14 protein-coding genes are annotated in these 19,000 nt (G+C 37.2%); 5 read left to right on the top strand and 9 right to left on the bottom strand.

Going from position 1 to position 19,000, the window contains the following annotated elements; genetic code table 11:
• The first annotated feature begins 87 nt into the window (after positions 1-87).
• From iorA to BM146_RS08635, 4 genes are all read left to right on the top strand, one after another.
• Complete coding sequence (gene iorA, locus BM146_RS08650; protein ID WP_074887365.1) at positions 88-1,842, top strand: indolepyruvate ferredoxin oxidoreductase subunit alpha; 1,755 nt, start codon at positions 88-90, stop codon at positions 1,840-1,842.
• Between the two features lie 4 nt (positions 1,843-1,846).
• Positions 1,847-2,422, top strand: a complete 576-nt coding sequence (locus BM146_RS08645) for an indolepyruvate oxidoreductase subunit beta (protein ID WP_074887361.1) — start codon at positions 1,847-1,849, stop codon at positions 2,420-2,422.
• Positions 2,423-2,449: 27 nt separating this feature from the next.
• Positions 2,450-3,751: a phenylacetate--CoA ligase family protein gene (locus BM146_RS08640; RefSeq protein ID WP_074887358.1), complete on the top strand. Its 1,302-nt coding sequence runs from the start codon at positions 2,450-2,452 to the stop codon at positions 3,749-3,751.
• A gap of 69 nt (positions 3,752-3,820) precedes the next feature.
• Positions 3,821-4,255, top strand: coding sequence for an acetolactate synthase (locus tag BM146_RS08635; RefSeq protein ID WP_074887355.1), 435 nt, complete (start codon positions 3,821-3,823; stop codon positions 4,253-4,255).
• Between the two features lie 125 nt (positions 4,256-4,380).
• On the opposite strand, the gene BM146_RS08630 is transcribed toward BM146_RS08635, so the two are convergent.
• The 4 genes from BM146_RS08630 to BM146_RS08615 form a co-directional block, all read right to left on the bottom strand.
• Positions 4,381-4,848 carry a GNAT family N-acetyltransferase gene (locus tag BM146_RS08630; RefSeq protein WP_074887352.1) on the bottom strand — a complete coding sequence of 156 codons (468 nt, stop codon included), beginning with the start codon at positions 4,846-4,848 and terminating at the stop codon, positions 4,381-4,383.
• Positions 4,849-4,874: 26 nt separating this feature from the next.
• Positions 4,875-6,428, bottom strand: a complete 1,554-nt coding sequence (locus BM146_RS08625; RefSeq protein ID WP_074887349.1) for a sodium:solute symporter family protein — start codon at positions 6,426-6,428, stop codon at positions 4,875-4,877.
• A gap of 129 nt (positions 6,429-6,557) precedes the next feature.
• On the bottom strand, positions 6,558-7,169 hold the full coding sequence (locus tag BM146_RS08620; protein ID WP_074887344.1) for a sortase: 612 nt from the start codon (positions 7,167-7,169) through the stop codon (positions 6,558-6,560).
• A complete protein-coding gene (locus BM146_RS08615; protein ID WP_074887341.1) occupies positions 7,156-12,954 on the bottom strand; it encodes a SpaA isopeptide-forming pilin-related protein in 5,799 nt (1,932 codons plus the stop codon). Before BM146_RS08615 ends, BM146_RS08620 begins: the two co-directional genes overlap by 14 nt.
• A gap of 319 nt (positions 12,955-13,273) precedes the next feature.
• Here BM146_RS08615 and fsa point away from each other — a divergent pair, with 319 nt between their 5' ends.
• Positions 13,274-13,927: a fructose-6-phosphate aldolase gene (gene fsa / locus BM146_RS08610; protein WP_074887338.1), complete on the top strand. Its 654-nt coding sequence runs from the start codon at positions 13,274-13,276 to the stop codon at positions 13,925-13,927.
• Between the two features lie 223 nt (positions 13,928-14,150).
• On the opposite strand, the gene BM146_RS08605 is transcribed toward fsa, so the two are convergent.
• From BM146_RS08605 to BM146_RS08585, 5 genes are read right to left on the bottom strand one after another with little or no spacing between them, the layout of a single operon-like run.
• Positions 14,151-15,341, bottom strand: a complete 1,191-nt coding sequence (locus BM146_RS08605) for a hypothetical protein (RefSeq protein ID WP_074887334.1) — start codon at positions 15,339-15,341, stop codon at positions 14,151-14,153.
• Positions 15,322-15,933: a metallophosphoesterase gene (locus BM146_RS08600; protein WP_074887331.1), complete on the bottom strand. Its 612-nt coding sequence runs from the start codon at positions 15,931-15,933 to the stop codon at positions 15,322-15,324. Before BM146_RS08600 ends, BM146_RS08605 begins: the two co-directional genes overlap by 20 nt.
• On the bottom strand, positions 15,930-16,418 hold the full coding sequence (rnhA, locus tag BM146_RS08595; RefSeq protein ID WP_074887328.1) for a ribonuclease HI: 489 nt from the start codon (positions 16,416-16,418) through the stop codon (positions 15,930-15,932). The genes BM146_RS08600 and rnhA overlap by 4 nt, the downstream gene beginning before the upstream one ends.
• Positions 16,419-16,448: 30 nt before the next feature.
• Positions 16,449-18,122: a MutS-related protein gene (locus tag BM146_RS08590; RefSeq protein ID WP_074887325.1), complete on the bottom strand. Its 1,674-nt coding sequence runs from the start codon at positions 18,120-18,122 to the stop codon at positions 16,449-16,451.
• 22 nt (positions 18,123-18,144) lie between these two features.
• Complete coding sequence (locus BM146_RS08585; RefSeq protein WP_074887320.1) at positions 18,145-18,963, bottom strand: purine-nucleoside phosphorylase; 819 nt, start codon at positions 18,961-18,963, stop codon at positions 18,145-18,147.
• Between the last annotated feature and the right edge of the window lie 37 nt (positions 18,964-19,000).

The raw sequence follows: 19,000 nt of genomic DNA, 5'->3' as shown, positions 1-19,000 counted from the left end.
TTGTATATGCACTTTATCACTTTAAATCAGAACAATATCTGTTTTATATAATTGTGCGAAATATTCAAGAAGGTAGGAGGATTATAAATGAGCAAAAACAATGGCAAACAGCTCATGCTTGGCAACAAGGCTGTTGCCCGGGGATTATATGAAGCCGGAGTATGCTTCATTTCCAGCTATCCCGGTACTCCAAGTACAGAGGTAACTGAAGAAGCTGCAAAATATGATGATATATACTGTGAATGGGCTCCTAATGAAAAGGTGGCTATGGAATCTGCTTTCGGCGCATCACTTGCAGGAAAAAGAGCTTTCTGCGCTCAGAAACACGTTGGTCTTAATGTGGCTGCAGATCCACTTTACACAATGTCTTACACAGGAGTTAATGCAGGTCTCGTGATCGTAGTTGCTGATGACGCAGGGATGCATTCATCTCAAAACGAGCAGGATTCAAGACACCACGCTATCGCTGCCAAAGTTCCTATGATCGAGCCTTCTGATTCAAGCGAAGCCCTTGAATACACAAAGCTTGCATATGAAATTTCTGAAAAATTTGACACTCCTGTTCTTTTAAAAATGTGCACAAGAGTTGCACACTCTCAGTCTCTCGTAAGTACAGGCGAAAGAACTGTTCCCGATAAGCCATACGAAAAAAATATCGCAAAATACGTAATGATGCCGGGCAATGCCAAAAAGCGCCATCCTATCGTTGAGCAGAGAACTAAAGACCTTATTTCTTATGCTGAAGAGAGTCCTCTCAACAGAGTTGAAATGGGTGATACAAAGATAGGTATCATTACCTGTTCAACTTCTTACCAGTATGTAAAAGAGGTTTTTGGAGACTCCGTAAGCGTTCTTAAGCTTGGTATGACCAATCCTCTTCCTGAAAAGCTTATAAAGGACTTTGCTGCAAAGTTTGAGAAGCTCTTTGTTGTAGAAGAACTTGATCCTATCATTGAAAATCATGTAAAAGCTCTTGGAATTGAAGTAACAGGAAAAGAGCTTCTACCAATCGTTGATGAATTTTCACAGAACCTCATTGCACAGAAATTCGGAAAAGAAGTCGAGAACTCTTTTGCCCTTGATGCCGAGATTCCTAATCGTCCGCCTGTTATGTGTGCAGGCTGCCCTCACAGAGGACTCTTCTATACCCTTAAAAAGAATAACTGCACTGTTTTAGGCGATATTGGATGCTATACATTAGGCGCCGTTCCACCTCTTGGTGCAATTGAAATGACTCTTTGTATGGGAGCTTCAATTGGCGCGCTCCATGGCTTTAACAAAGTAAGAGGTGCCGAAAGTGAGCACAAAACTGTTGCTGTTATCGGTGATTCTACATTTATGCATTCAGGAATGACAGGTCTTGCAAACGTTGCTTATAACCAGTCAAACTCAACTATCATAATTGTCGACAATTCCATCACCGGAATGACTGGTCACCAGCAAAATCCTACAACCGGCTACAACATAAAAGGTGACCCTGCAGGAAAGATCGATCTTGAAGCCCTTTGCAGAGCTATGGGCTTTGAAAGAGTTCGCGTAGTTGATCCTTATGATCTTGAAGAATGTGATAAAGTCCTCAAGGAAGAACTCTCTGCGGACGCTCCTTCCGTAATAATATCAAGACGCCCTTGTGCACTGTTAAAATACGTAAAACACAATCCTCCTCTTAGCGTGGATAAGAATAAATGTGTGGGCTGCAAATCCTGTATGAGAATTGGATGCCCTGCAATTTCCATGAAAGATGGACAGGCCAGAATTGATACAACACTGTGTGTAGGCTGCAATGTATGTAGCCAGCTCTGTCCGGTTGGAGCCTTTAATGCTCCGGAAAAGGAGGCTTGAAACAATGGAAACTAAAAATATTATGATCGTTGGTGTAGGCGGACAGGGTTCACTTCTTGCCAGCAAACTTTTAGGACATCTTTTAATGGCTCAGGGATTTGATGTAAAAGTTTCTGAGGTACACGGCATGAGCCAGCGAGGAGGAAGTGTTGTAACTTATGTAAGGTACGGCGATAAAGTCTTCTCTCCTGTCATCGATAAAGGTCAGGCTGATTACATTGTTTCCTTTGAAGCTTTAGAAGCTGCAAGATGGCTTCCATACCTTAAAAAGGATGGACAGATCGTCACAAACACTCAGCAGATAGATCCTATGCCGGTAATTACAGGAGCAGCTGAATATCCTGAAAATATTATTGATAAGATTAGATCTACAGGTGCAAAGGTGGATGCTCTCGACTGCCTTACTCTTGCAGAAAAGGCCGGTTCCTCAAAGGCTGTAAATATTGTTTTACTTGGAAGACTCTCACACTACTTCGATCTTCCTGAAGATGAATGGATGAAGAGCCTTGAAGCCAATGTACCTGCCAAATTCCTCGATATGAATAAAAAAGCTTTCGAGCTTGGCAAAAACTTCGCATAATAAGAATTGTTTTGGGGAGAAAAAGATATGGAGCAATATTTTCAGAAAGAAATTGAAACAGCACCTTATGAAGAAATAAAAAAGATTCAGAGTGAAAAGCTTGTAAAGCAGGTAAAAAGAGTTTGGGATAACGTCCCTTACTACAGGAAAAAAATGGAGGAAAAAGGCGTTACTCCCGATGATATAAAGTCAGTTGACGACCTACATAAGCTACCATTTTTGTCAAAAAAAGATCTAAGAGATGCTTATCCGACAGGACTTCTTGGTGCTCCAATGAAGGACTGCGTAAGAATCCACTCAACTTCCGGAACAACAGGAAAAAGAGTTGTCGCTTTCTATACACAGCATGACATTGATCTTTGGGAAGACTGCTGCGCAAGAGCTATCATGGCTGCCGGTGGAACTAACGAGGATATTTGCCAGATTGCATATGGTTTTGGTCTCTTTACAGGCGGCGCCGGCCTTAACGGTGGCTCTCATAAAGTTGGTTGCCTTACAGTTCCGATAAGCTCCGGCAACACTGACAGACAGATGATGTTTATAAATGACCTTAAGGCCACTATCCTCTGCTGCACACCAAGTTATGCTGCATATATCTCAGAGCGTTTCAAAGAAGAAGGCTACAAGCCTGAAGATATTCCTCTTAAGGCAGGAATCTTTGGTGCAGAGGCCTGGAGTGAAGAAATGCGTCAGGAAATAGAATCCACTTTAGGAATCAAAGCCTATGATATTTATGGTCTTACAGAGCTTTCAGGTCCCGGAGTTGCCTTTGAATGCTGTGAACAAAACGGTATGCACATAAATGAGGACCACTTCATTGCAGAAATCATCGATCCTGACACTGAGGAAGTGCTTCCTGAAGGTTCACAGGGCGAGCTGGTATTTACAGCCGTAGATAAAGAAGCTTTCCCAATGCTTCGCTATCGCACGAGAGATATCTGCAAACTTACAAGAGGCAAGTGCTCCTGTGGAAGAACATTCATCAAAATGGCTAAACCAATGGGCCGCTCAGACGACATGCTTATAGTAAGAGGTGTAAATGTATTCCCGAGCCAGATTGAAACAGTTCTTTTGAACAATGGATATGCTGCAAACTACCAGATAGTTGTTGACAGAGCCAACAACACTGACTCTCTTGATGTTCAGGTAGAAATGACACCTGAGATGTTCACAGATAATGTCGGTGAAATCGAGGAACGTCAGAAAAAACTTGCTACAGATATGTACTCAATGCTTGGAATCAAGGTAAGGATCTCTCTCCTTGCACCAAAGTCAATTGCAAGAAGCGAAGGAAAAGCCGTAAGAGTTATCGATAAGAGAAAAATCTGAGTTTTATCTATATTTTTGCAGTATTTATTCAAAAATTATTCTATACTAGAAATATAGGAGGATTCTATCATGAGTATAAAACAGATATCAGTTTTCCTTGAAAATAAACCCGGCACATTAAAAAAGCTCACAAGCGTAATGGCCAAAAACAACATAGATATGCGTGCCACTTCCCTTGCTGAGACCAAGGATTTTGGAATTGCCCGTATAATCGTTGATGACGCTTTAGAAGCTGTAAATACTTTAAAAGAAAATGACTTCGTCGCAAGCCTTACTTCAGTTCTTGCAGTTGAGATTCCTGATGAGGCAGGTGGACTTGATAAGCTTTTGGAAGTTTTTGCCGATGCATCTGTTAACATCGAGTATATGTATGCATTTCCCGGAAGAGGTTCTTCCAACCACGCTTACATGATCTTCAGAGTTGCTGATACAAAGGCTGCTGAAGCAAAACTTACAGGAAAAGGATTAAAGCTCCTTTCACAGGAAGATATTGCAAACATCTAAAAGACAAACCCTCTGACCATTTGGCCAGAGGGTTTATTTATGTCATTTTGCAAATACTACTTTATTTCTTCCGGTTTTTTTTGCATTGTATAAAGCCTCGTCAGCTCTTTTTACAAAGGTATCTATTATAAAATCAATTCCATCTGATACTCTTTTACCTTCATGCCAAGGCTGTTATAAAAGGCAATAGCGTTGTCATTGCCTTCCCAGACGTTTAAAGTAACTTCATAGCATCCAAGCTTTTTAGCTTCTTCTTTAACATGGTCAAATAGTTTCTTTCCTATATGATCTCCCCTTTTTGACTCATCCACACACAGATCATCAATAAAAAGAATCTTTATAGGAGCCATAAAATCTGCCTTGGGAATCCCCCTAAGAACGCAGAAGCAATAGCCCATACATTCATCATTTTCATCTGTGTAAACGTAAACAGGCTTATTATCATCAGCCAGGATTTCTTTTAACTCTGCTACTGAATACTTAGTCTTGCCTGATACAAAAATGTCAGGTCTTATCTTTGCATGTATCTCAAGCACCTGATTAAGTAATGTAATCATGCGTGGAATATCTGTTTCTTTTGCTCTTCTAATCATAAAAAAGTAAATCTCCTAAATAAGTTTTAAGCTATGTTTTCTTCATCAGAAAGTGATGTACTCTGATGAACCATAACTTCCTTATTGTAGCATGCAAAGGCGCTATCAACCAAGGCTTTATCAGGCTTTTTAGTAAATAAAGAAACCAGAGGAACTATTACAAGTCCTGCTATCATACAAAAAGATCCGGCATTTATAGGAGACTGTAAAAGATTTGGAAAACTTGGTCTTACAAGCATATTTGCAAGCATTACAACAGTTGAAAAGATAAAACTACACCACACTCCGGCTTTAGAAGTCCCCTTCCAGTAAAGTCCATATAAAAAAGGTGCAAGAAAGGCTCCTGCAAGGGCTCCCCATGAAACTCCCATAAGCTGAGCTATAAAAGTCACATTTTGTTTGTACTGAATAATTGCTATAATAACTGAAACAGCTACAAACACAACAATAAGGCATCTCATTATGAGAATCTGCTTCTTTTCATCCATCTTTTTGATAATATGGCCCTTTAAAAGGTCAAGAGTAAGCGTTGAACTACTTGTAAGAACAAGTGATGAAAGTGTGGACATAGAAGCTGATAAAACAAGCACTACTACAACTGCAATAAGAATATCCGGAAGTCCTGATAACATTGCAGGTACCACGCTGTCATATCCATTTGCAGCAATATCTATCCTGTCTGAAAAAAGTCTTCCGAAACCGCCAAGGAAATAGCATCCACCAGCAACAACGAAGGCAAAGAATGTAGAAACTATAGTTCCTTTAGAGATTGCTCTCTCGCTCTTTATTGCATAGAATTTTTGTACCATCTGTGGAAGTCCCCAGGTTCCAAGAGATGTCAGGATAACGACTCCGAGAAGGTTCAAAGGATCCGGTCCAAAGAAGGAAGCAAAAATACCTGGAGTTATACTTACAGACTCATCAGAGATCCTTGCAAGTCCGTCAAGTGATGCAAGAAATCCGCCCTGACTGTTAAGAACAGAAATAACTACTGCTGATATTCCAAAGAGCATAATAATTCCCTGGATAAAATCGTTGATGGCTGTAGCCATATAACCACCTGCAATTACATATATTCCGGTAAGAACTGCCATAACTACAACGCAAACAGAGTAGTCGATATTAAATGCCATTCCAAAGAGTCTTGAAAGGCCATTGTATAAAGATGCTGTATATGGAATAAGAAAAATAAATGTGATCACAGATGCAGCAATTTTCAGTGATGATCCTCCAAATCTGGAAGCAAAGAACTGCGGCATTGTAGCAGAATTAAGATGCTGTGTCATGATCCTTGTTCTCCTGCCAAGAACTGACCATGCCATAAGCGATCCTATTATAGCATTTCCAATTCCTACCCAAGTAGCAGCTATTCCGTACTTCCATCCAAACTGTCCTGCATAACCAACAAAAATTACAGCAGAAAAATAACTTGTTCCATAGGCAAAAGCAGACACCCATGGACCAACAGATCTTCCACCAAGGACAAATCCATTAACATCTGTCGAATTTTTCCTGCAGGTAAAACCAATAAAGAGCATCACTGCAAAAAACACCACAAGCAACAATACTTTAATAATCATAGAAACCTCCCAATCAGTTTGATATGTTCTTTTAATACTTTAACGCTTTAAATCGTACAAGTCAATAAATATAACAAAAAAGTTCCAATCGTGCAATTTCACTTCGATTGGAACTTTTATTTTTCTTTTTTAGTTATAGACTCTTTCTGCCACTACAACTAATCTATGTGTTGCAATATAGATTGGAGTACATGTATAGAGTGTCAATATTTCGTTCTCAGTATTTTCAAGAATATCAACATCTTCAGGTCTTACCGTTTTTATTTCAGATACTTGATAGCTGTATTCGTCTGTAGGCGTATGAATATATATCATATCGCCAATCTCAACTTCATTTAATCTATTAAAATATTTACCAAAAGTATAATTTCTATGGCCTGCAATTACGCAATTACCGACTTCACCGGGTAAAACAGTTGATTCTTCATGTCCAAGAGCTGCAGACAAGGCACTTCTATCCGTGCCCTCTACAACCGGTTCCAAAGAATCTATACATGGTATCTCTAAAATATAGTCTGCTGAGAATTCTGAAATATCACTATTATCTTGTTCATCAATATCCTGATTACTTTGAATTGGTGAAAGAATATCTTCATGACTCACAGTATTATCAAAAGTTGCTATAATCTCCTGCTTTTTAGTGTATTGATAAATATTAGTGGCAATTGAAGCAGATATCATTATGATTCCAAAAACTGTCAGGGCAATCCCTGACAGTTTTCTAATATTATTTTTTCTCATTTCTCTTACCAAACATCAAGTACAAACCACCAATAAGGAAGGCAATACCAAATGCATAACCAAATAATGTACCAATAAATCCACCTGTTTTAGCAAGTCTTTTCGCATTATTAACATCACCCTGAGACGTATTTGTTTCGCCACCATCTGAAATATCATTGTTCTTCTCTACAACCTGCTCTGAAGAATCCTTTTGAGATGAAACAATTACTAATGTATTATTACTTTCAGATTTTTCACTATTCTGTTCTTCATCATCTGTTTCATCTTTTGAATCCTCTTGATGATCATTACCAAATGGCTCAAATATAGATGTCAATTCATTTTTTTCAACTGAAGCACTATCCATTACAGGCTTACCATTTTCAGGTATTAATGATATCTGAACCTTGTCAGCTGGATTCTCCGGCTTTATTTCAGTTTTGCTCTTATCGCCCGGATTTTCTTGCTTTAGTTCAATCTTACTCTTATCTTCAGGATTCTCTGGCTTTGTTTCAGTCTTACTCTTATCGCCCGGATTCTCTGGCTTAATTTCAGTCTTATCCTTATCGCCCGGATTCTCTAGCTTAATTTCAGTCTTACCCTTATCGCCCGGATTCTCTGGCTTTATTTCAGTCTTACCCTTATCGCCCGGATTTTCTGGCTTTATTTCAGTCTTATCCTTATCGCCCGGATTCTTTGGCTTAATTTCAGTCTTACTCTTATCGCCCGGATTCTCTGGCTTTATTTCAGTCTTACTCTTATCGCCCGGATTCTCTGGCTTTATTTCAGTCTTATCCTTATCGCCCGGATTCTTTGGCTTAATTTCAGTCTTACTCTTATCGCCCGGATTCTCTGGCTTTATTTCAGTCTTATCCTTATCGCCCGGATTTTCCGGCTTTATTTCAGTCTTATCCTTATCGCCAGTATTGTCAGGCTTTGTTTCAGTCTGTTCTTTATCACCTTTATCCCCAGGAGGTGTTATAGTCTGTTCTTTATCACCAGGCTTTGGAACATTTCCAAACTGTGGTATATCAGATGGCTTATCTTCATTTTCATCATCATCGACAATCTTATCATTTACAATCAACACTTCAGATGATGAATTATCTGGCTTATATACACCATCGACTAGTTTTAAAACACTTCCATCATTACTAATTTTAAACTTTACAGGATCAGAAGTAATATATCCTTCAGGCGTAACATATTGTTCAACTGTATAAGCTGTTTGATAGTTAAGTGAAACTTTATCTTTCTCGTCAACATTGGGCTCAACCTCAGTTGCTACCACACACTTAAATGTCTTTGATTCATCTGTATCTTCAGAAACAGTAAGCGATGATCCTTTTAAAAGAACTCCTTCTGTATCTTTGTTCACAAATGTTACAACTTTCGTTTTTGATACGTCAACTTCATTGACTACACTAATCGTGTCATCTTCCACCAAGTCTGAATAAGTACCTGTTTCAGTATTTTTCTTAGATATAGATATTTTATTTCCATCAGATACTTCAATCTTGTACTTTGATGATGTAATAAAGCCCTCAGGAACTTTCGTCTGCACCAAATAATACGTTCCAGGTGTCAACTCTAACTTTTTATCAATTCCCGTTGTTGTCCATTCATATATAGGATCATGACCATCTTCATTTATTGAAACCACAAACTCTGCATCAGTAAGATTCTCATTATGGCTATCGGATACAAGATTGATCGTAACTTCAACATTCTCTTTTTTGGAATTTTGCAGAATCACCTTATCATCAGTAATCTTTTTAAACTCACTATCCTGTTTAATATAAATAACGTCTTTTTCATCTTCTTTTACAATCTTAAATGAAACATCCTCAGCCGTATTATATCCATAAGGTGTTTTTTCTTCGCTAACTATATATTCAGTATTATAGTTAACTTCACCTTTATCACCGTTTAATTCAATTATTTTGTTATCTTCAGCTCTTCTTAATACAAGAGAACCACCATTTAGTTTTTCACCAAATGTGTCTTGAAGCTCTACATAAACACTTGTAGTAATCTTTTTATTTGCAATTTTTACATTTCCAACTCTGTTTGTAATAGTTACTTTGTAAGGCACACTTGATAGTACATAACCTTCAGGCGCTACAGTCTCAATAAGATAATAGGTTTCACCATCAGTAAGACCACTAAGACATTTTGCAATACCCTTCTTATTGGTTGTAATTGTATCTATAGGGTCACTACCATTACCATTTTTACTAACTACAAATGTTGCTCCCTGTAAAAGTACAGAACTGTCTTCCTCATCAACTTTTGTCACAACAATTTTCACAAGGCTAGATCCACCAGCTGAAGAATAGCCTGTTAATGAAATAGTTTTTTTAGCAACTGATGTTGTTCTCTCAGTATCGCTATAGACACTAACAGAATTAGTAATATCGTTGTATTCCGGATACTCAACTGCTGCATTATATTTTATTATAATTGGTACACTAATTTGCTTTTTGAACGTAACCTTCATGACATCATGACTTTTACCATCATCTTCGGTCTTTTCAAAGCTGATTACTGCTGTATCCGTATCAATTTCCTTATCGGTTTCATTAAGTTTACCATCAGAGGACTCGACTGTAGCTTCATAAACTTTAACAGATTTTTTATCAAGTACAAAACTAGCACCAAGTGTATCCTGAATTGTGGTTCCTACAGGAATTTCCAATGCAGAACCATTATAAGAAACTCTATAACTAGCCACACCTGTAGTTTTATCAAATGAACCTTCCTTGACAAGAACGATGTGATTTATATCAGTCTCACAAGAGACATTCTGCCCTGATGTGTTATTATCAAAAGTTATATTTGCTGTATTATTAACCTTAAATTTCTTATTAGTCAATCCCAGAGTTTCATCAACACTATTTTCAATGGATTTTAACTTATCATCAGTTACCTTTGCAGTAAAAGTGAGCACAGCTCTTGCACCTGACAGCGAATTATCAGCATCCATATCTGAAAGATTCACCACTAATGTTCCATTGTTATATGTATAACTGTTGCCGTCAGATCCATTTGATGAAATGCTTTCGCCTCCAAGCTTTACAGTTCCTTCGACAAGTTCAAGGCCATTTGTTCCAAGATCATCAGTAATAACTGTGTCTTTCATTTCCATATTGTTATGATTGACACTTATAGTGTAATCGATTGTATGATCTATGTAATTATAAGGTCTTGCCTCTTTTTCAATAACTGTACTGGTTAGTTCCTTAGTCGCAGAATCCGCAGCAATCACTTCATCGTTTCCACTTACATTACCTTTAAGAACAACACTGTTATTAAAAAATCTTTTTGAGTTATTGGACCAAAATGTTTTATCTGTAATCCTTGTAACTACATCAAAAGTAACCGTTTTGCCGCTAAGACTGGCAAGCTTAAAATCATAATCTTCCTGATCATCAAGTGATATATCATCAATTTTCTCAGTACGATCCTCAGCATCTGTTAAAATAATGTTTTTTATTTCAACAAGCTCAAGGCCTTCGCCAGGTGTCTCAATAATATGAGGATCATTTAATAACTGCTTATTTTTATTAGCAGTCACAGTCCAGGTAATCAGATGATTTGCGGCATCATAACTTGTGTATACTTTATCAATTCCTGCATTTGCACTGATTCCATCAATTACTGCAGTGGGGCGAACTATCATTTCGACATTTTGGCCATCAGTTGTTTCATAGGATAGCCATACTTTATTGCTGGGAATAGTATGATTTCCTTTTTGGAAATCATCAAAGTTTTCTATTTGTGTTCTATATGTAATAACGTATTCTGTTTTTGCAGAAGTTGTATTTCCTAAGCAATAACTAAAATCATAGGAAGTATCTCCACTTGAAAATAAACTTGCATCAGCATTATTTCCATCAATCTTAAGACTGCCCTCAACAAGCTTCATCGATGTCTTATCATCTGTATTGAATTTATCATATAGAGTAAGCTTTTTAAGTACGTAACCATTAGTATTTACAGTTACTTTCCAATCTGCTGTACCATCAGCATTAATTGTTGTTTTGTCCTTTGTAACCCATGTTACAAAATTCTTATTTATTTTAACTGAAGCAGGATCACAGGATACAATTTCTTTTTCTCCATCATATAGTGAAGCTTTATTTGTAAATGTAACACTGTTCTCACCACTTTTATTATTCTTAAATGAAGTCTCCAAAAAATCCAAAGAGGGCTTTGTGTTGTATGAAACTTTAATATTTCTGCCAGCCACATTTGCAGAAGAGTTATCTATTGAGTAGCTTAACTTATTATTCTCTGAATCGAATACAACTTCGTCCGAATTTACATCATTTATCTCAAAAGACCCGACAATATATTCCTGCTTATCATCAAATATATCAACTAAACTATATCCGTTTTCATACTGAATTGGATTGGAATCATTTGTAATGTTTACAGTCCAGTGAATAAGTTCATCATTTTCGTTATAAACACCTGTTTTTGTTATTTTAGGCGCTTTGGGCTGATTCTCAGCTATTAGAACTGAATATGTCACATCACCAATTACTATGTTAATTGTTCCTTTATCTTTTATCTCCTCATTAGATGAATTAAATCTGAATGCATATCCAAAAGTAGCATCTGTAATAAATCTTTCTTCGTTATCATCTATAACAGTAAGGTGAATCCCATCATCCTCTACATTTAAAGTTGCGAAACTTTCTCCATTAGATACAATTTCAGGAATACTATCTGTAGTCAATGAAAAGAAAGAATCAATCTTTGGAATAACAAACACATCACCAGTATTCACATATGGAATGTCTTCATATTTTTCATCGTCAGGGAAATTTACACCAATTTTGCTCTTTAATTTGTATTCAACTCTAAACGTTGTATCATTTAATGAAACCACCTGATCATTGGATAATTCCTGGCCATCAGCATAAACTTTAATAGATTCAACAAAATCAGAAATGGCAATTTTTTCCTCATCTTGATCGCCATTACCTGTATTTACGTCATTTGAAGTACTTTCAGTTTTATTTAATACAACAAGTACATATTTAGAAAAATGCATTGGAGAAAAGTAAAGCTTGCCATCTTCAATACCGGATTCAACAGGCTTTGCACCATCAAAATTGTCCGTAACATAGAAAACCTTTATTTCTTTTGTTTCATCGGAAAGGACCTGTTCTATATCATCGCAATCCAAATATACTTTCACTTCACCATTTGGCTGAAAATTGCTGTCTTCACCACTTTTTATACTTATATCAAATATCTTGGCATATGAAATACTTACGCCCTCTGATAACTGTGTAAGAACAATACTTTTAGCCGCCTCTTCGTTATCATCAGCTGTGACCAATAGTGATGCCCCGCTTGGAATAACACCATCATTTGCTTTTATAGATACATTAACATCATCAATCTTAACTTCATCAAAAAAGTCATTGCCCTCAGAATCATCTACAGCTTCTTCAGTTTCAACTTCCTGATCATCATCCAGAATTATATCTTGTGACTTATCATTGGATTCGTCATCAGACTCTTCGTTATCAATCTCTTCTATATCGTGAACCTCATTTGAAGATTTCTCCTCATTTGAAGATTTCTCCTCATTTGAAGATTTCTCCTCGTTTGAAGATTTCTCCTCATTTGAAGATTTCTCTTCATTTGAAGATTTCTCCTCATCTATATTCTCAATATCAAAAATTTCATTAGTTTCCTCTGCATAAGTAACGATACTACTACCAAATAAACTAAAACTAAAACTTAAAATAAGGCATAAACATGCCTTTACGAATCTACTTTTCATTAACACAGTCCCCTTTAAAAAATTGTACATAATTAAAATGAATTAAATTGTATACTACTCATTACTAGTATTATGGAAACTTTTATTGAAAAAATAGTGTTTGATTTGTGTAGATTGTGTGAAAGGATTCGATGTATCGTACACAATATAAAAAATAAGCATTATCTAAGAATTCAAACAATTGCATCAAACACGTAAAAAAGACGCTTAAGCACAAAATGATAGAAATTGAGCAATAAAAAGCCATAAATAATGCTCAAAAAGTGCTAAACTATTTTACATATGCGGAAACTATTTATTTATAAAAGGAGTTACAGGTATGAAATTCTTTATTGACACAGCAAACATTGAGGAAATCAAAAAAGCTAATGACATGGGGGTTATCTGCGGAGTTACAACCAACCCATCACTCATAGCAAAAGAAGGTCGTGATGTATATGAAGTTGTAAAAGAGATTGCTTCTATTGTTGACGGACCTATTAGCGGAGAAGTAAAGGCAACAACTACAGATGCTGAAGGCATGATTGCAGAAGGCAGAGAAATTGCAAAGCTTCACAAGAACATGGTTGTTAAAATTCCTATGACTGTTGAAGGACTTAAGGCATGTAAGGTTCTTTCAAGTGAAGGAATTAAAGTAAACATGACACTTATCTTTACTGCTAACCAGGCACTTCTTTGTGCAAGAGCAGGCGCTGCATTCGTAAGCCCATTCCTCGGAAGACTTGATGACATCAGCGTTCGTGGAACAGACCTTATTTCAGAAGTTGCAGAGATTTTCAACATCCACAACATTCAGACAGAGATCATCGCTGCTTCTATCCGTAATCCAATGCACGTAACAGACTGTGCTCTTGCCGGTGCTGATATCGCTACAGTTCCTTACAAGGTTATCGAGCAGATGACTCATCATCCTCTTACAGATGCAGGAATCGAGAAGTTCCAGAAAGACTACCTTGCAGTATTTGGCGAGTAATCATTTAAAATAAAAATTTGCATTCAAAAAGAAAAAGTCCACACACCGGCTTTTGGTGCGTGGACTTTTTTAATATCATAGGAAATTGCTTTCCTATGATATAAAAAAACGCTCCGCTAAGGATGCGCACCTCGCGGCAATGAAATTAATTGCTTCGCAATACCGCTCGTGCGCGAAGAGTCGCGAGCGACTCTTTATTTATAATCTTCTAAATTCAAAATCATTATTTATATAATTCTAAAGTATATCCTCCATCATTGGAAAACATTGTATCCATTTTGGATTGCAGGTGGCCCTCTTCATGAATTTCCTTCTCTCTTAGCGAAGAAGTTACCAGCTTTGTCCAGTTATCATCATACTTTTTTGTCGCACATTTTTCAGAGTAAACAGCTTCATTTGTTAAAGCCTTCTTTATTTGCACCCTTCTGTAGGGCGCATTGGCCAGATATATATCATAGGGTTCATCACCGTTTACATGTATGGAACATATCTGTTCCGGATCAGTACTCGAAAAGATCACTCTGAAATCTCTATTAGCCGAATAGTAATCAGATTCCATAAGCTCATAATCGTCAGCTGATCGAACATAGGAATAATGCTGAGAAAACTCATTAAAAAACTCAATTTTCACCTTATCATCAAAAACAATTGATTCCTTTTTATATATTTCTGCAGAAATATCCATGTCCCCATCATCACCGAAGCCTATAACATTCACTTCCATATATCCATCAGGACAATAGATCATTAAACTCTCACTGTCTTTAAAATTCGTTGCATATTCCTTTAGGGAGATTATCTCCTGAAGGTTTTCACAAGATTTATCAGTAATGATGTGGCATTCATCAATATCTCCACAATAGGGGTATTCCGAATAGATATAGTTATCTACATTTGCCTTGGTATATTCAGCAGGAAAAGCTTTCACATAATAATCTGTACTACCTGAGTATTTCTTTGAAAAAGAGCCATTATTTCTAATATAGCTTGTAGTCTGAATTTCATAGTTTGGATCATAGTCTACGACAAGCTTTTCAGAGTCAGACAGCTCAAGACTATTTCTAAACAGATCTTCAAAACAGCTGTTTGCGTAAGGCAAGAGCTCATCTGTATATACTTTTCCATCATTATTATTTACATATAAGTTGTGAGATTTAAACTTATAAAAGTACTTCCCTCTGCAAACATTAAGCAGAGGGTTCTTTGATAAAAAATTAAAAATCGAAATATGGTCAATATCGTAGAGAAATGCAAATGCCTCATGGGTAATAAGATAACTTGCTCCATTTACCCAAGCTTTTGCATCAACTATCAAAACATCTGCGGAATTATATCCCGGCAGACAACCTGTAAGACTGAACACTAAAGCTAAAGATGCTATTATACAGTTAAATTTATTTTTCCCCTTTTTCATACCTGATCCATTCCGTCAAAGTTAGTGGTGTGTAATCGGATCTTTTGCAAAAACAATTGATCATGTTACAGGGAATGAACCCTTCTGTTTCACTCCCAATAGGAAAATAAGATGTATTTCTGATCATCTCTATGATCCTCTGCATGAGCATTTCATCTCTCGTCTCATGCACATGGCCATACAACATATACGTCTTAGTATCCCCATTATGACGCTTTCTGTATTGTCCTTCATAAAATGGTATTGGATAATGGCAGCAGATAACTTTCTTTTGAGAATCTGTAATCTCTTTGTAATTATCTATCCATTCAAATCTCCCCAAGTCAAAGTCAGGTTTTCCGATATATTTATCATGGTTCCCAACAATAAGGCAAAGCTTTCCTTTTAGTCTGTGAATAAGTTCATTGGTCTCCTGAACATTTCCAAGTGACAAATCACCTAAAATAACAACAGTGTCCGCATTTGTAACCTTGTCATTCCATTTTTTTATCATGTATTCATTCATTTCGGTTACATCTGCGAAGCCACGCTTGTCCATCTTGGTATTGAGAGTAGCATGAAAAAAATGGCAATCTGCAATATAGTAAATCATCTAAGATCACCACCATCATCATGCCTCAAAAGCTCTTTGGGCTGGTCTGCAGCTGTGGTTGCAAGCTCATCACATCTCTCATTCTCCGGATGTCCGTTATGCCCTTTAACCCAGTTCCAGGTTATATTGTGAGGCTTTGTTGCCTCTAGAAGTCTCTTCCATAGTTCCACATTTTTAACCGGTTTATTGCCGGAAGTTTTCCAGCCTTTTTTAATCCAGTTATCAAGCCAATGATCAGTAAATGGCTTAAGTACGTACTGTGAATCCGAAGTAACAACTACATCACAGGGTCTGTTAAGGCATTCAAGCCCTGATATTACGCCCAAAAGTTCCATTCGATTATTTGTGGTCTTGTCAAATCCGGCGCTGAGCTCTTTTACATGGATAGCGCCTTTGGTATCTACGTACCTTAGTATTGTTCCAAATCCTCCGGGTCCATCCGGGTTTCCCCTGGCAGACCCATCTGAATATAATTCAACTTTCAATTCATTACCTCTAAATTCAAAAAAATAAAATCAGTTCCAGTTTCCTGTAGCTAAAAACTTATCAGCAAGAGCCTGTGCATTATCAACGATTGCCTCATCGTAGCCCAAAACTCCAAGGAGTTTAATGGCATTTCTGTTTGTGGCAGGTCCTGATTTCATCTTGTAATCAAAATGGACATCATTGTCAGTTACATTGCCCTCAAAATGATAAATGCCAAGGCTGTCCTTCAATAAAGATGTAAGCTCTATATCATGAGTAGCTGCAAAGCAGGTCACATTTCTTTTTACAAAAGTTTTCAGAATCTCAGTTGACGCTGCAATTCTTTCAATTGTATTAGTTCCCCTGAGTACCTCATCTACAAAGCAAAGCACTCTATTACCGGACTTTGCTGCAGCATCAAGAATTCTCTTGATCGATTTTATCTCTACAATATAGTAGCTGTCGCCCTCAAAAATGTTGTCATTAAGCGCCATAGATGAATAAACTTCAAAAAGAGGAGCCTTATACTCTTTTCCAAGAACTGTATGTATGGACTGCGCCAAAACAGTGTTTATAGCGCAGGTTTTAAGGAATGTGGACTTACCGGAAGCATTTGATCCCGTAATAAGTATTCCTTCCTTGGTGGTTATATCATTGGCTACAGCATTTTGAATGAGCGGATGGATCAGCTCTTTTGCATCAAAGAGATCACCTTCAAATGCAGGAATGCAAAAACTACCATTAAATGACTCCCTAAAGCAGGCAATTGATATGTATGCCTCGATCCTGCCTGTAATAGTAAGGATCGTATCAAGATCATCTCTGTGAAGGTTTATCTCTTTGTACATCTGATTGAACTTAATAAGATCAATATGTGTAGCGATCCTGATATAATCAAGAATAAGCTCGGCCGGGTTGCCGCCTGAATTCATCCTGCTCTGAGACATAAGAATATATGAGCCTTTTGAAAAGCCCTTTAATCCTGAAGCCGCTTTTTTGAGCGCTGAAATGTCATCTTCAAGTTCCGGAATATTCACCTTTTCAAAAAACGAAACAGATCTGATGACCCTTAGAATATACCTGTATGAAGCAAGATATGGCTCAATATCACCCTTTACGGCAAAATATCTAAGTAGATTTATAACTACAAGTACAACAAAAGCTACAAATCCAATAGAAAAATTGAAAAAACAGACACATATAGAGAGCGCCATCATAACAAGCATCAAATAATGCTCTCTATTGCTGAATTTACCGGCATCTTTGAGATAATCAATGTAATCATAAATTGAATACCTTATGTTTCTGCCAATCTTAGAAAAAATAAGCTGAAGGCTGATCCTTGCATCTTCATTTTTCTGTAAAAAAGAAACCTTTTTTTCCAAAGAATCAAAATCATCATCAAGAAGGGGTGTCCTTAACATATGATAAAGGTACTCCTCTCCTGTAGCGCTAAGGCAGTAATTCATCCTGGCAAATACACCATCCATATTAAGGTCATTCCAGGTTGTATCATCAATCTGATAATCTGATTTATGATTTTTAAAATACCCCTGCAAATGATCAAGGTCATCTTGTTTGTAGTTTCGTTTTGGTGCTTCTCCAAAGTTCTTTTTTAATCTGGTTAATAGAGTTTTTTCAGCTCTTTTACTGTCTCTAAGTCCTAGCAGATAAGCGATCAAAGATATGCCTACAAGGACAGATAAAAAAATTATGCTCTCCATAGATGTAAGTTTTTCCTTTATATTACTTGAATTTCCTGATTGATTCTGTAACTAATTTTGTAAATAAAGGAGCTGCCTTGTCAGCTGCTTCCTGAACTTCCTTGTGCGAAAGAGGATTCTCTGAAAGACCTGCAGCCAGATTACTTATGCAGGATACTCCGCACACCTTAAGTCCCATATGATTAGCTGCGATTGCTTCATTGACAGTACTCATACCAACTGCCGATACTCCAAGCTTCTGAAGAAGTCTGATCTCTGCAGGTGATTCATATGAAGGACCTGTAAGCTGACAATATACGCCCTCTTTAAGCTCTATGCCATTTTCTTTTGCTGTATTTCTGATGATATCCTGAAGGTCCTTTTTGTAAACTTCAGACATATCAGGGAATCTTGCTCCGAGCTCATCAAGATTAGGTCCGATAAGCGGATTAGGAGCAAACATAGAAACATGGTCTGTAATAAGCATCAGATCACCTGCATTAAAACCTTCTCCAAGACCTCCTGCAGCATTTGTAAGGAATAGTATTTTTGCTCCAAGTAGTCCCATAAGTCTTGCGGGAAGAACAACATCATGAACGTCGTATCCCTCATAAAAATGCACACGTCCCTTCATGCATACGATCTTAACATCTCCAAGATAGCCAAAAATAAACTTTCCTGCATGGCCAGGAACTGTAGAAACAGGGAATCCCGGAATATCTTTATATTCAATCTCTGTCTCAATCTTTATATTATCTGCAAATCCGCCAAGTCCAGAGCCAAGTACAAGTGCTACATCCGGAACAAAATCTGTCTTCTTTCTAACAGCTTCTTTGCAAGCTAATAATTTTTCATAACTCATAGTTTTGTCACCTCTTACTTTCTTTTTCAAACATCAG

The sequence above is a fragment of the Butyrivibrio proteoclasticus genome (assembly GCF_900115735.1).
Lineage (GTDB): Bacteria > Bacillota > Clostridia > Lachnospirales > Lachnospiraceae > Butyrivibrio > Butyrivibrio proteoclasticus_B.
Note: the sequence above shows the minus strand (reverse complement) of the source record. Positions and strands in the feature narration are given on the sequence as shown.